Source organism: Streptomyces sp. NPDC048370, assembly GCF_043200825.1.
GTDB lineage: Bacteria > Actinomycetota > Actinomycetes > Streptomycetales > Streptomycetaceae > Streptomyces.
On record NZ_JBICYI010000006.1, the window covers coordinates 358,555 to 372,699 of the forward strand.

Below are 14,145 nucleotides of genomic sequence, written 5' to 3' on the forward strand. Positions count from 1 at the left end.
ACATACCGTCGGACAGGCACGCCGAGCGCTACTCCTACAAGTCTGAGCCCCGCGAGCGCATTCCCGAAGGGGTCGGTTCCCCGGGCGCCCCGGGCACCCCAGGCCTCTGGAGCCGTGACTTCCGGCTCTTCTTCGTGGCCCGCGCCGCCGCCGTCTTCGGCGAGGGCATGGTGCCCGTCGCCCTCGCCGCGGGACTGCTCGGCGCCGGACACCCCGGCTCCTCCGTCGGCTACGCGCTGGGCGCCTGGATCGGGCCCTTCGCCCTGTTCGTCGTCGTCGGCGGGGTCCTCGCGGACCGGTTCACCGCCCGCCGGATGATGGTCCTCGCCGATCTGATGCGGCTGCCGGGCGCGGCCGTGCTCGCCGTCGCCTTCGCCCTCGGCAGCCCGCCCCTGTGGGCGGTGTACGCGCTCAGTGCCCTCAGCGGCATCGGCGCCGCGCTCTTCCAGCCCGGAGTCGCCTCCACGATCCCGCGCATCGCCCCCGACGTGCAGCGCGCCAACGCCGTGCTGCGGGTCGTCGAGGCGCTGATGACGATGGCGGGTCCGGCCGTCGCGGGCGTCCTCGTCGCACTCACCGGCGGCGCGGGCGCCGCCTTCGGCCTCAACGGCGCGACCTTCGCCGTCAGCGCGGTCTGCCTCACCCTGATGCGGCTCCCCGCCCGGCCCGCCGACTCGATCCGACGCGGCTCGCTGCGGGCCGAAATGATCGTCGGCTGGCGGGAGTTCACGGCGCGGAGCTGGCTGTGGGGCGTGATCGCGATCTGGACGGTGTACGGACTCACGGTCGCCGGGCCGATGGTCCCGCTGACCGCGACCCTGGTGACCGGCGACCACGGCTCGGCCACGTACGGCTGGCTGATGGCCGTCGCGGGCGCGGGCAACGCGGCCGGCGGGCTGCTCGCCCTGCGGCTTCGGCCCCGCCGCCCGCTCGCGGCGGGCGCGATCGCCCTGCTCGGCCTGCCGGTGAACCTCACCCTGCTCGGTGTCGGCGCGCCCGTCGTCCTGCTCGGACTCGGGCAGTTCCTGGGCGGCGCGGCCTTCGCGTTCTGGCTGGTGATGTGGTCGACGTCGGTCCAGACCCACGTGCCCCAGGACGCCCTGAACCGGATGCACGCCTACGAAGTGGCCGGGTCGCTCCTGATGATGGCGGCGGGCCGGGCGCTGGCGGGACCGGTCGCGGAGGCGGTCGGCACGGAGGAGGTCCTGCTGGCGGGGGCCGTGATCGCGGTCCTAGTGGCCGTGGCGCTGCTGGCGGTCCGCCCGATCAGGAGACTGCCCCGGGCGTGAGCGGGGTGCGACTACCGGTGCGGGTGTCGGTGCCGATGCCGGTACGGGAACGGCTGATGTCCCGATCCTTGCGAAAGCTGTCATTCGGGCCAGTGGTGGGGAGGGTTTCGGGCCACGAAGCTGTGTGACGTGACCCAGACAACCGAGAGCGCGGCCTCCGCGCCGCCCGTCCCCACCCGTACGCCCCGAGTCCACCGCGCCTGGTTCGTCGCGGTCGTCACCTTCGTGACGATCATCGGGGCGGCGGCCTTCGCCTCGCTTCCGGGGCTGCTGATCGAGCCGCTGCACGGGGAGTTCGACTGGTCGCGCGGCACGATCGGCTTCGCGGTCTCGGTGAACCTCGCGCTCTACGGCCTGACGGCGCCGTTCGCCGCCGCGCTGATGGACCGCTTCGGCATCCGGAAGGTCGTCGCCGTCGCGCTGAGCGTGATCGCGCTCGGCTCGGTGCTGACCGTGTGGATGTCGGAACCGTGGCAACTCGTACTGTACTGGGGCATCCTGGTCGGTCTCGGCAGTGGCTCGATGGCGCTGGCGTTCGCGGCGACGGTGACGAACCGCTGGTTCGTGGCCAGGCGCGGACTGGTGACCGGCATCCTGACGGCGGCCGGTGCGTCGGGTCAGCTGGTCTTCCTCCCGCTGCTCTCCTGGCTGGTCGAGAACGAGGGCTGGCGCCCGGCGGCCGTGACCGTCGCGCTCTCCGCGCTCGCGGTCGTCCCCTTCGTCTGGCTGCTCCTTCGTGACCACCCGGCGGACGTGGGCCTCGCCCCGTACGGCGGGGAGTTCGTCCCGAAGCCCGCCCCGGTCACGGGCGCGGCGCGGCGCGCCGTGACGGTCCTCCTCAAGGCGGCCCGCACGGGCCCGTTCTGGCTCCTCGCGGGCACGTTCGCGATCTGCGGGGCCTCGACGAACGGCCTGGTGAAGACCCACTTCGTACCGGCCGCCCACGACCACGGCATGCCGATCACCGCGGCGGCAGGCCTGCTCGCCGTGATCGGCGTCTTCGACGTCGTCGGCACGATCGCCTCCGGCTGGTTCACGGACCGCTTCGAGGCGCGCCGCCTGCTGGCCGTGTACTACGCGCTGCGGGGCGTGTCCCTGCTCTTCCTGCCGATGCTGCTCGCGCCCACGGTCCAGCCGCCGATGATCTTCTTCATCGTCTTCTACGGCCTGGACTGGGTGGCCACCGTCCCGCCGACGATCGCCCTGTGCCGCGAGCACTACGGCGAGGACAGCGCGATCGTCTTCGGCTGGGTCCTCGCCTCCCACCAGGTCGGCGCGGCGGTCGTCGCCTTCGCGGGCGGCGTGGCCCGCGACGTCTTCGGCTCCTACGACGTCGTCTGGTACGCCTCGGGCGCCCTGTGCGCGGCAGCGGCCCTGATGGCCCTGGTCATCCGCCGCCGCCCGACTCCGATCACGTAACAGGGTCCCGATACAGTGCGCGCCGTGGACATACCCGACTGGCTCGTCTGGATCGCCCTCGGCCTGACCGCCCTCCAGGCCCTCGCTCTCGTCCCCACCGTGCGCCGACTGCGCGGACCCGACCCCGCGGTGCGCTCCAAGGCACGTCTCGACCTGGTGGAGAGCGTCGGCAACATGCTGCTCTTCGTCGGCCTGATGCTGAGCCTCGTGGTGGCGGACCACTGGCTCTGGCTCGGCCTCGCCGGCATCGCGCTCATGGCCGCCGTCTACGTGGTGAAGGGCGTCCACCTGCTCCGAGCCCGCCGCCGCCCCACGGCCTAGGCGTCGAACCGCCCGAACCGCCCGAACCGCCCCCGGTGGAACAGCAGAGGCTCCCCCTCCGGGGCGGCGCCGAGGGCCTCCACGCGGCCCACCACGATCAGGTGGTCGCCGCCCGTGTGGACGGTGGTGATCGTGCAGTCGATCCAGGCCGGGGCGCCGGTCAGGCGGGGGGAGCCCGTCGCCGGGGCCGCGTCGTAGGGCACCCCCGCGAACTTGTCCGCGCCGCTCTTCGCGAAGCCCAGGCACAACTCCCTCTGGTCCGCGCCCAGGACGTTCACGCAGAAGACGCCGGCACGGGCGAGCCGCGGCCAGGTCGTCGACGTACGGGCGACCATGAAGGCCACCAGGGGCGGGTCGAGGGAGAGCGAGGCGAACGACTGGCAGGCGAAGCCCGTCGGCCCGTCCGGGTCGAGGGCCGTCACGACGGTGACGCCGCTCGCGAAGTGCCCCAGTACGCGCCGGAACTCGGCGGGATCGACGGACAGTCGCTCGTCCTCCCCGACCGCCCGCAGTCGGGGTCGCGGGAGCGCTTCGACGGCCGTCGGCGACCCGGCCGACCTGAGGTATCGGACGGCGGTGGCCGCCATCCCAGCATGTCCCATCACATCTCCCATTGAAGCTGACGGTTCGTCAGATGAGAAGGGTCGGTACGAGGCGGCTCAACGCCCCTCGTACCGAGCCGTCCGCCGTTCCACGAAGCTCGCGACGCCCTCGTTGGCGTCCCGCGTCGTCATGTTGATCTCCTGGGCCGCTGCCTCCGCCGCGAAGGCGCTCGCGCGGTCGGAGTCCAGTGAGGCGTTCACCAGCTGCTTGGTCAGCGCGAGCGCCCGCGTCGGGCCCTGGGCCAGGCGTTCCGCCCATTCCCGCGCAGTCTTCTCCAGCTCCTCCGCCGGCACCACCCGGTTCACCAGGCCCAGTTCCTTGGCCTCGGGGGCCGTCACCGCGTCGCCGAAGAACATCAGCTCCTTCGCCCGCCGCGGCCCGATCAGCCGGGGCAGCAGATACGCCCCGCCGCCGTCCGGTACGAGGCCCCGCCGCACGAAGACCTCGATGAACTTCGCCGACTCGGCCGCCAGCACCAGGTCGCACGCGAACGCCAGATGCGCCCCGATCCCGGCCGCCGTCCCGTTCACCGCCGCGATCACCGGCTTCTCGCAGTCCATGACCGCCGCGATGAACCGCTGCGCGCCGAGCCGGATGGTTCGAGCCACATCCCCGGGGACACGATCGCCCGAGGACGGGGCCCCGCGCAGGTCCGCGCCCGCGCAGAAGCCCCGACCGGTCGCCGTCACCACCACCGCCCGTACGTCCGGATCGGCGGACGCCTCGCCGAGCAGCGCGATGATCCGCTCCCGCTGGTCCCAGGTGACCGAGTTCATCGCCTCGGGCCGGTTGAGCGTGATCCACGAGACGCCGTTCTCGACCGCGTGCAGCAGGTCTTCCACCAGGGCTCCTATCGGCAGACCGCGAGCGCGTCGAGCGCCACCGCGCCCTGCCCCCGAGGCAGCACCATCAGCGGGTTGATGTCCAGTTCGGCGAGGTCGCCGTCCAGCTCGAGGGCCATCCGCTGCACCCGCAGCACGACCTCCACCAGCGCGTCCACGTCCGCCGGCGGAGCCCCCCGTACGCCCTTCAGCAGAGCCTGCCCGCGCAGTTCGCCGAGCATGTCCCTGGCCTGCGCCTCGCCGAACGGCGGCACCCGTACGGCCGCGTCGTTCAGGACCTCCACGAGGACGCCCCCGAGGCCCACCGTGACCGTCGGCCCGAAGAGCGGGTCGCGGGTCACGCCCACCACCATCTCGATGCCCCGCCCCACCATCTGGCAGACCAGGATCCCGTCGAGGTCGACGCCCTCGTAGCGTGCGATGTCGGTGAGCTCCCGGTACGCGTCCCTGACCTGGCTCGCCGAGGTCAACCCGACCTTCACCAGGCCGAGTTCGGTCTTGTGGGCGAGCTGTGCGCCCGAGGCCTTCATCACCACCGGATAGCCGACGAGCCCGGCCGCCCGGACCGCCGCCGCCGCGCTCGTCACCAGCTGCTCGCGCGGCACCCGGATCCCGTACGCCCGCAGCAGCTGCTTCGCCGCGTGCTCGCTCAGCTGCCGGCCAGGCCGCATCAGGGCCTGGGCCTTGCGGAAGGAGGGCGAGGGGGTGCGCGGGGCCTCGTCGAAGGGGGAGCGGTAGGCGGTGGTGAAACGGTGGTGGTCGAGGTAGGCCTTCACGGCCCCGATGCAGTTGGAGAACGTACGGAAGGTGGCGACGCGGGACGAGCCGAGGAGGGTCTCGCGGTAGGCCGCCTCCGTACCGACCGGCGAACCCCACACCACGCACACCAGCTTGTCCGTGGCCTCCGCCGCGTCCACGAGGTCCTGTGCGAGCTTGTCGCTCATGGGCGGGAAGGGGCCGGTGATGGGGCAGATCAGCACCCCGACGGCAGGGTCGGCGAGGATCGCGTCGATGATCTTCCGCCCGCGCCAGTCGCCCACGGGGTGGCCGCCGTTGTCGACGGGGTTCGCGACGTTGAGGTAGTCGGGGATCCACTGGTGCAGCTCGTCCTGCTTGGCCTCGGGGAGGGTGGGCAGGTGGAGCCCGGCGGCGGTGGCGAGGTCGGAGAAGTGTGCGCCGGTGCCGCCGGAGATCGAGTACACGACGACGCCGTCCGTGACCGGCTTGCGGGCGCGGGCCAACAGGGCGGCGGTGTCCTGGAGTTGGTCGAGCCCGTCGACGCGTATCACTCCGTACTGCCGCATCGCCGCGTCCACGACCTGGTCCGCGCCCGTCAGCTTCCCGGTGTGCGAGGCGGCCATCCGCGCCCCGGTCTCGGTCCGCCCGACCTTCACCGTGACGACGGGTACGCCCTCGCGGGCGGCGCGGTCGGCGGCGAGGAGGAAGGAGCGGCCGTCCTTGAGACCCTCGACGTAACAGGCGATGGCCCCGACCTCGGGCCTGGTCGCGAAGTACGAGATGAAGTCGGCTGTCTCCAGGTCGGCCTCGTTGCCGGTCGGTGCCCAGTGGGAGAGCCGTACCCCCAGCTCCTGGAGGGTGTGGACGGGCCTGCCCTGGTGCCCGGACTGGGTGATGAGCGCGATCGCGGGGCCGTCGAGGTCGTCCCGGAAGCGCTCGAAGGCGTTGAGGTTGGTGTTCGGGCCGAGGAGGCGGATCCCGGAGCGCCGGACGGCGTCGGCGAGACGTTCCTGCGCGGCGGCCCCCTCGCCGCCGGTCTCGGCGAACCCGGAGGCGAAGGCGACGGCGAACCTGACCTTCGCCTCGGCGAGTTCCTCGATCACGGGGAGCGGGTCGGCGACGAGCAGGACGGCGAGGTCGACGGGTTCGGGGAGCGTGCCGACGGACGGCACGCAGTCGATCCCGAAGACGGTCGTACGGGTCGGGTGCACGGGCACGAGCCGGGCGCCGACCCGCTCGGCCCAGGCGATCAGCTGCCGCGTGATCCCGGTGTTCGGCCGCCCCTCGGCGTCGGAGGCCCCGACGACGGCGACGGACCCGGGCCGGAAGAACCGGTCCAGGTCCGGCACGGGCGTGTGCAACGCCCGCCCGCTGACGTCCACGTCGCCCTCGACGGCGGCCACACCGTGCACGACGGCGGTGGCCGGCCCGGGGTGCTCGCCGCAGGCGACGACGCGGGCGCGGAGATCGGTGGTGAAGGTGCCGTGAGTCGATCCGAGCATCGTTCCGCTCCACCTTCCGCCCATGACGATTTACCTGACGCCTAGTCAGATTACAGAACTGACGGCAAGTCAGGAATGGTCGTGCGTAGATGGGTTGTCGGACAGGCGGAACCGCGGGTCGGGAGCCACCGGGCGTCCGGGGCGGGGAGAAGGCCCCGCCCCGCGGCCCGGCCCGCCCCATCACCCCTCAGCGCGCCGAAGCCTTCCCGATCGCCCGAGCGATCCGCTCCGCGTCGATCGCCATCTCCCGGAACATCCCGCTGATGGGGTTGGTGAACCCGGTGAAGTACAGCCCCGGCGCCTCCCGCGGCGTGCGCGCGCCGTGGGCCACCGGGCGGCCACGGTCGTCCAGGACGCCGAGGTGGCCGAGGAGCGGCTCCAGGGCACGGTGGTAGCCCGTCGCCGCGATGACCGCGTCCGGGGTGATCGTCGAGCCGTCCGCGAGGACGACCTTGTCGCCGTCGAAGGACGCGACCGCGCCCACGATCTCCACCTTCCCCCGCCGCACGGCGTCGATCAGGCCCACGTCCTGCACCGGGATCGCCCCCTCGCGCACCCGCGAGTACAGCCCCGTGTCCGGCCGGGGCAGCCCGTGCTCGGAGAGGTCGGGTACGGAGATCCGGGCCACCAGCTCGCCCGCCTTGTCCACCAGGCGTACCGGAAGCCGCCGCACCAGGATGCCCGTGCGCTGGGCGGGCCACCCGGCCGTCGAGCGGCGCACGATGTGCGGGACCGTGCGCACCGCGAGCCGTACCCGTGCCGCCCCGCCCTCGACGAGGTCGGCGGCGATCTCGGCGCCCGTGTTCCCCGCGCCGACGACGAGGACGTCCCGCCCGGCGTACGGGGCGGGGTCGCGGTACGCGCTCGCGTGCGCGATCTCGCCGCCGTACGTGTCCAGGCCCGGCCACTCCGGCAGGCGCGGCGTGTGGTTGTACCCCGTCGCGACGACCACCGCCCGCCCGGTCAGCCGGCGCCCGCCGGTCGCGTGCAGCAGCCAGTCGTCGCCGGCCCGCTCGACGCGCGTCACCTCGACGCCGGTCACGATCTCCAGCTCGTGCGTCTCCGCGTACTTCTCCAGGTACCGCACCACGTCCGCGCGCGCGACCCAGCGCCCGAAGGAGCGGGGCATCGCGAGGCCCGGGAGCGCGGAGAGCCGGCGGGTGGTGTGCAGCCGCAGCCGGTCGTAGTGCGAGCGCCAGGAGGCGCCGACCGCGTCGGACTTCTCCAGGACGACGGCCCGGACGCCCTTCGCGCGCAGCGAGGCGGCGACGGCGAGTCCGCCGGGCCCGCCCCCGATGACGTATACGGGGTGATCGGGTCTGGATTGGGGGGTGTTGGCCATGAGTGCTCAGCGTAACGAGCTGCTCACTTGTTGGGTCTCGGTCAAGAGGGGGTTCGGTTGCGAAACGGTCACGCATGGGTGGGATGCATGCGCGGCTGGGTGGGGTGCATGGAGGCGTGCGGGGGTCTTGCGCAGCCGGAGCCCCATCCGCTGAACTGGCATCCATAACTGACGTACCGTCAGATCAGATCTCGGGAGGGGCAGGTACCGCCGATGCAGACCGTCTGGCTCACCGGCGCCGAATGGCTCGCCGTCCTCCGCATCGGCCTCGGCCTGTGGTGGCTGGAGAGCTGGCGCCACAAGGACAGGAAGGGCTGGTTCGAGCGCGGCACCGGCATAGCGTGGGCGGCCGACGTCGCCGGCAAACACCGGTGGCCGTTCGTGAAACGCGGCTTCGACTCGGTCGTCGCCCCGCGCCCCAAGCTGATGGCGTACGTCGTCGTCTACGCCGAACTCGCCCTGGCCCTCGGCCTGATCGCCGGCTTCCTGACCCCGATCGCCCTGGTCGGCGGCCTGCTGCTCAACCTCCTCTACCTCGTCCTGATGATCCACGACTGGGCCGAGCAGGGGCAGAACGCGATGATGGCGCTGATCTCGCTCGTCGCCCTCTTCGCCATGTCCTGGCAGACCTGGTCCCTCGACCACGCGATCGGACTCTTCCTGTGACGGCCGCCGACCCCGACATCGACACCTTCACCCGCCCCTACTGGGAAGCGGCGGGCCAGGGCCGCCTGCTGCTCCGCCGCTGCGCCGGCTGCGCCCGGGCGCACCACTACCCGCGCGAGTTCTGCCCGCACTGCTGGAGCGAGGACGTGACCTGGGAGCCCGCGAGCGGCCGGGCCACGCTCTACACGTGGTCGGTCGTCCACCGCAACGACCTCCCGCCCTTCGGCGAGCGCGTTCCGTACGTGGCGGCGGTGGTCGACCTGGCGGAGGGGCCTCGGATGATGACCGAGGTCGTCGGGGTGGCGGAGGCGGACCTCCGGATCGGGATGGACCTGGAGGTCACCTTCCGCCCGGAGGGGGAGACCCGAGTCCCCGTCTTCCGCCCGTCCTCAGAGCGCTGAGATGTTCCGCCAGAGCTGAGCCCGGTCGCCCGAATCGCAGGCGTACGTGGTCAGGAACGGCGGTCCGACGATCATGCACTCCCCGTTGCTCACGTTCATGATCGTCCGACCGGAGGACGTCGTGGTGTGGATCTTCCACGACTGCTTGCTGGTGCCGTTGCAGGTCTCGACGCCGACGCCGCCGGGGTTCCCGCCCGCCTGGAGGCAGCGCCCGGTCTTCTTGTTGACCAGCCGGAAGGTGCCGTTCGCCCCCGCCGAGTAGGTCCAGGCGTACGAGGCGGTGCCACTGTTGTTGGGCACGGAACCGCACTCGTGGGTGTTGGCGAAGATGCCGTACCCCGGGTTGTACTCGACCACGCACTCGCCGCTCGAGACGTTCTCCAGGGAGTACGTCCCCGAGGGCGTCGAGCCGCCGCCGGAGGGCGGGGGCTCGGGGCGCGTGGTCTTCGGGGTGGACGGGTCGGAGCCCCCGCCGCCCGAGGGGTTGGAGCCGCCGCCCGACGCGGCGCCCCCTCCGCCGCCCGGTACGGTGCCGGTGCCACCCGCCGCCGCACCGCCGCCTGCCCCACCGCCGGCCGCCGCACCACCGGCGCCCGCACCGGAACCGCCCGGCCCCGACGGCTGCCCCGAGGGCGACCCCGGCGCGGACGACCCCGACGCGGAGGGCGACGTGGAGGAGGACGGGTTCACGTTCGTCGGCGCGGAGTTGCCGGGCGCCGGTTGCGAGGAGGTGGCGGACGGCCCCGCCGCCGAGGAGTCGGGCCCGCCGCCCTGCCGGCCGATCTGGTACGGGCCGAGGGCGACGACCAGGGTGGTGCTGGTGGCCACGAAGACGGGGACGGCGAGCATGACGAACCGATTGCGTCGCTCCGGCCGCCGGCCGGCGGCGCTGGGGCCGGTGACGGCCGCCGCGTCGGCGCCCGCGGTCGACGGCTCCTTCGAGTCGCGCTGCACGAGCGCCACGGTCCCGATGTCCTGGACGGAATCGGCGCCCCCGGCCTCCTCGCCGGCCGTGGGGTCCGCGAGTTCGGCGAGCTCCTCGGCCGTGGGCGCGGTCGCCGCGAACGCGGCCCGCTCCTCGACCCGCGCCATGACGGCCGCGGGCCACGGGGTGTCGTCCGCGTAGTCGTCCGCGAGCTCGACGACCTCGGCGGCGGTCGGCCGGGCCTCGGGATCCTTGGCGAGGCAGGACCGTACGAGATGGGCGAGGGCGGGGGCGGTCTCCGTGAGCTGCCCGAAGTCGGGCTCTCCGTGGACGACGCGGTAGAGCAGGCCGGGCCCGGACCCGTCACCGAAGGGAGGGCGGCCGGTCGCCGCGTACAGCAGCAGGCTGCCGAGCGCGAAGACGTCCGCCTGGCCCGTCAACTGCGGGTCCGCGACGGCCTGTTCCGGCGCCATGTACGCGGGCGTTCCGATGACCATGCCGGTCCTGGTCAGCCGGCTCTGGTCCGCCGCGCGCGCCACACCGAAGTCGATGAGCGAGAGGCCGTCGGAGGTGAGCATGACGTTGGACGGCTTGAGGTCCCGGTGCACCATGTCGGCGGCGTGCACCGCCCGCAGCCCGACCGCCGCCTCCCGCAGCAGCCGCCACAGGGCCTCGGTGGGCAGCGGACCGCGATGGAGCCTGAGTGCTTCGTTGAGGGTGATCCCCGGGATGTACTCGGTCGCGAACCACGGCGGCTTCGAGGTGCGGTCGCTCGCGAGCAGCCGCACACTGGCTCCGCCGGGCAGCCGGGCGAGGTTGTCGAGCTCGTGCCCGAAGTGGTTCAGGAAGTCCGCGTCCTCGGCGAGCACGGGCAGGACGCGCTTGACCGCCGCGAACTTCCCGGGCACCGCACCGAGATAGACCCGCCCCATGCCACCGGAGCCGAGTACGCCGAGTAGTTTGAAGGCGCCGATCTGCCGGGGGTCTCCCGGCTCCAGCGGTATGGCTCCGCTGCCGTTCAGGCGCGCGTCGATGTCCGGTTCCCCCTGCATGATCCACAGGATAGCCAAGCTATCCTGCCATCCGCATCGCTCTTCAAGTCACAGAATTGTACGGAAAGTTGGCGCGAGCGAGCGCTTTCTGTCGAGGCCGACGTCGACACCGACACCGACACCGACACCGATCAACACCGGGCCGGTCGACGACGCCGCCCGGCCACTCGCCCATCAGGGTGCGCCACCTCGAAGCGGAGTGAACTTCCCGGGGCATGCGGGTGGAGCCCGGTGACCCCGGACGGCACCCCTCGTTGCCCGGATCATGAAGAGCACCCTCGCGTTCACGCTGGCCACGGCCACCCTCACCGGCCTCGCCCTCACCGGGACGGCCGACGCCGCCGCCCCGACCCCGGCCACCCGGATCCTTCTCACGGTCACCTCAGAGGCGACCGGCGACGCCACGGAGGTCTGGCTCGGCTGCCGCCCGACCGGCGGCAACCACCCCGAGGCCGAGGCGGCCTGCGACGAGATCCACGTCGCGGCCGGCGACTTCGACCAGCTCGTGGGCAACCCCGCGGCCATCTGCCCGATGGTCTACGACCCGGTCACGGCCACCGCCGAGGGGACGTACAACAAGAAGCCCGTCACCTGGAAGAAGACCTTCTCGAACGCGTGCCTCCTGCAGGCGGCGACGGGCAAGGTCTTCGCGTTCTGACCCCTGCTGCCGGGTCGCGGAGGACGGGTCCCGGAACGACCCGGTGCCCGGGCTCGCGAGGAGCGCCGGGCACCGGGGCGGGGTCATCGGACGAGGGGCACCGGTCAGAAGATGGTGGAGTTCCCCTCGAAGACGGGGTCCCACGACTCGCTGCGGGGGCGGAAGGGGGCGCGCCAGTCACCCGTGCTCTCGTAGACGTACAGCTTCCCCTTCGGGTCGCCCGTATCGGGGTTGTTGTCGCTCTTCCCCGGGATGTACGCGAACAGGTCGGGGCGCCCGTCCCGGTTGGCGTCGCCGACGCCGACGACCTGCTTGTACGCGTTCCAGCCGCCGCCGATCCTCGCGCGCGTGGCGAAGGTGCCGTCGCCCTTGCCGAGGTAGAGCCAGAGGACGCCGGCGGAGTCACGGGCGACGAGGTCGCCGGCCGGAGCGCCTGCGATGTTGCCCACGGCGGTGATCTGGTTGTAGATCCCCCAGCCGCCGCCGATCTTCTTGCGGTCGCCGAGCGGCGCGCTGACGTTGCCGGTGCCCGGGTAGAGCCACAGCACGCCCGCCTTGTCGGTCGCCAGCAGATCGGGCTTGCCGTCACCGGTCAGGTCGCTACCGCCGACGATCTTGTCGTAGATGCCCCAACCGGTGCCGATCTTCTGACGGGGCAGGAGATCGAAGGCCTTCTCCCCGTCCTTCGGGTAGAGCCAGAGCCCGCCGCTCCTGTCCCGGGCCACGAGGTCGGCGTCGGGCGAGCCTCCCAGGTTGCCGGGGGTGACGACGCGGTCGTAGATGTTCCAGCCCTTGTACGCTCCGCCGTACTGAGGCCAGGTCACCATGTTGTGGTTGTAGTCGCTGTCGTAGATGACCAGTTGGCCGGCGGAATCGACCGCTGCCAGGTCGGGCGAGCCGTTGTCGGTGAAGTCGTGCGTGGCGGGTTTGCGGACGACCTTGAACGTGCCGGTCGCCTCCACCACCGGGCCGACGCCGTCCGCGGACCCGGCCCGCAGACGCCATTCGTAGTCGCCGTTGTACGCGGCACCATTGGAGTTGGACCCCCCGTACCCGTCGTGACGGCTGCCGCTCCAGGTGATGGCGACGGTTCCGGGACCGGTGGGCCCGCCCTTGATCTTCTCGTACGACACGTACTCGTCGTACTCGTCGAGGCGGCCGGGGCGGGCGATCTCGATGGACAGGCCGATGTCGTTACGCCGGTTCAGCTCCAGCTCCAGCTGCACGATGCCCCGGTTCTTGTCGAGGTCGATGACCTCGGGCACGTGGTGACCGAGCAGCCTGAGCCCGGTGTCCTCGCCGGTGCTCGCGACCAGCTCCGTAGCGGGGGTCTCGCCGCCACCGTCGGAGACGCGATACAGGCCTTCGCCGTCCGCCACCGAGCCACCCCGCACCAAGAGGCTGCCGTCGGGCGCGGTGGTGATGCTCGTGACGTGGGCGAGAATCTCCTTCTTGGCTGCGGACCCCAGGGACTGAGCCGTGAACGGGATCCGGCGGTTGTCCGGGGTGCTGGAGTCCTCCCCGTACGTCACCCAGCCGCCGACCAGACCGAGCTGGATCCCCTCCGCGTCGCCCACGATGTAGCGCTTCGTCGTGCCGGTGCTCCGGTCGACGACGACCACCTCTGGGGGCTCGGCCCACGCGGTGGAGGACTCCAACCAGGCCACATGGGTGGCCGAGAGGGCGGCGGCAGTCTCCCCAAGGATCGGCCTGGTCTTCTCGTACGTGTGGGTGACGGCGCCCGCGGCGATGTCCACCACGGCCACGTACGTCTTCTTGACGCCTTCCACCGGCCCGGCGGTGTACGTCAGCAGCGCGCTTCCCGGCACGGCGGACGACAGGGCGAACCCGTGGGCATCGGAAGGCAGACCGGTGACCGCGCGGTTGGAGACCGTGCCGTCGACGGAGCCGATGAGGTGGACCCCTTGGACGCCCGGCCCCCTCGGGGTCGTCGCCAGAAGCGTCGAGCCGACCGCGCCGAACTCGCTGTACGTGCCCCCCAGCGCCGTCATGTCGATCTCGACGGGCGCCGCGTTCGTGGCCATGTCCTGAAGCTTGACGACCTCGCCGGCCCGGGTCACGACCACGTCCGAGACCGTACCGAACGCGCGGCCCTGCGACACGAGGGTCGACCTGCCGTCCGCGTACCGGGTCCACCGGTATCCGTCGGCCTTCTTGCTCAGGAACCCGGTGGTGCCCGCACCGGCGATCTCGGCGCCGGCCGGGAACGGCACGACGGCCTGTTCCTGCTCCTGCGCCGCTGCTGCGGTCACCGGCGTGGCGAAGGCCGGGGCGGCCGGCGTGCCGATGGTGACGGCCAGCACGGCGGTGATCGCCGCGCCGAGCCGCCGACGGTTCGAACGACGTGCGTGGGTCAAGATGTGTTC

12 protein-coding genes are annotated in these 14,145 nt (G+C 72.3%); 6 read left to right on the top strand and 6 right to left on the bottom strand.

Annotated features, from left to right (window positions below; translation table 11 throughout):
• Positions 1-59 precede the first annotated feature (59 nt).
• From ACGFYP_RS16720 to ACGFYP_RS16730, 3 genes are all read left to right on the top strand, one after another.
• Positions 60-1,289: an MFS transporter gene (locus ACGFYP_RS16720; protein ID WP_393493484.1), complete on the top strand. Its 1,230-nt coding sequence runs from the start codon at positions 60-62 to the stop codon at positions 1,287-1,289.
• Positions 1,290-1,418: 129 nt separating this feature from the next.
• On the top strand, positions 1,419-2,708 hold the full coding sequence (locus ACGFYP_RS16725) for an MFS transporter (protein ID WP_393493278.1): 1,290 nt from the start codon (positions 1,419-1,421) through the stop codon (positions 2,706-2,708).
• Between the two features lie 24 nt (positions 2,709-2,732).
• Positions 2,733-3,029 carry a hypothetical protein gene (locus ACGFYP_RS16730; RefSeq protein ID WP_393493281.1) on the top strand — a complete coding sequence of 99 codons (297 nt, stop codon included), beginning with the start codon at positions 2,733-2,735 and terminating at the stop codon, positions 3,027-3,029.
• Here the strand turns inward: ACGFYP_RS16730 and ACGFYP_RS16735 are convergent.
• The 4 genes from ACGFYP_RS16735 to ACGFYP_RS16750 all read right to left on the bottom strand — a co-directional run bounded on the left by ACGFYP_RS16735 (position 3,026) and on the right by ACGFYP_RS16750 (position 8,056).
• A complete protein-coding gene (locus ACGFYP_RS16735; protein WP_393493487.1) occupies positions 3,026-3,616 on the bottom strand; it encodes a flavin reductase family protein in 591 nt (196 codons plus the stop codon). The two genes, ACGFYP_RS16730 and ACGFYP_RS16735, sit on opposite strands and share 4 nt — an antisense overlap.
• 72 nt (positions 3,617-3,688) lie before the next feature.
• Positions 3,689-4,492, bottom strand: a complete 804-nt coding sequence (locus ACGFYP_RS16740) for an enoyl-CoA hydratase/isomerase family protein (RefSeq protein WP_393493490.1) — start codon at positions 4,490-4,492, stop codon at positions 3,689-3,691.
• The gene (locus tag ACGFYP_RS16745; RefSeq protein WP_393493284.1) at positions 4,483-6,714 is read right to left on the bottom strand and encodes an acetate--CoA ligase family protein; all 2,232 of its coding nucleotides are present in this window, start codon (positions 6,712-6,714) and stop codon (positions 4,483-4,485) included. The genes ACGFYP_RS16740 and ACGFYP_RS16745 overlap by 10 nt, the downstream gene beginning before the upstream one ends.
• A gap of 187 nt (positions 6,715-6,901) precedes the next feature.
• A complete protein-coding gene (locus ACGFYP_RS16750) occupies positions 6,902-8,056 on the bottom strand; it encodes a flavin-containing monooxygenase (protein ID WP_393493287.1) in 1,155 nt (384 codons plus the stop codon).
• 213 nt (positions 8,057-8,269) lie between these two features.
• On the opposite strand from ACGFYP_RS16750, the gene ACGFYP_RS16755 reads away from it, so the two are divergent.
• Together ACGFYP_RS16755 and ACGFYP_RS16760 are read left to right on the top strand one after the other, a co-directional pair.
• On the top strand, positions 8,270-8,722 hold the full coding sequence (locus ACGFYP_RS16755) for a DoxX family protein (RefSeq protein ID WP_393493290.1): 453 nt from the start codon (positions 8,270-8,272) through the stop codon (positions 8,720-8,722).
• Positions 8,719-9,123, top strand: coding sequence for a Zn-ribbon domain-containing OB-fold protein (locus ACGFYP_RS16760; protein WP_393493293.1), 405 nt, complete (start codon positions 8,719-8,721; stop codon positions 9,121-9,123). The genes ACGFYP_RS16755 and ACGFYP_RS16760 overlap by 4 nt, the downstream gene beginning before the upstream one ends.
• Here the strand turns inward: ACGFYP_RS16760 and ACGFYP_RS16765 are convergent.
• Entirely contained in the window at positions 9,112-11,100 is a 1,989-nt protein-coding gene (locus ACGFYP_RS16765; RefSeq protein ID WP_393493296.1) for a protein kinase, read from the bottom strand. The two genes, ACGFYP_RS16760 and ACGFYP_RS16765, sit on opposite strands and share 12 nt — an antisense overlap.
• Positions 11,101-11,365: 265 nt before the next feature.
• On the opposite strand from ACGFYP_RS16765, the gene ACGFYP_RS16770 reads away from it, so the two are divergent.
• On the top strand, positions 11,366-11,758 hold the full coding sequence (locus ACGFYP_RS16770; protein ID WP_393493299.1) for an SSI family serine proteinase inhibitor: 393 nt from the start codon (positions 11,366-11,368) through the stop codon (positions 11,756-11,758).
• A gap of 104 nt (positions 11,759-11,862) precedes the next feature.
• Here the strand turns inward: ACGFYP_RS16770 and ACGFYP_RS16775 are convergent, their stop codons facing one another.
• Positions 11,863-14,136, bottom strand: a complete 2,274-nt coding sequence (locus ACGFYP_RS16775) for an FG-GAP repeat domain-containing protein (protein WP_393493302.1) — start codon at positions 14,134-14,136, stop codon at positions 11,863-11,865.
• Between the last annotated feature and the right edge of the window lie 9 nt (positions 14,137-14,145).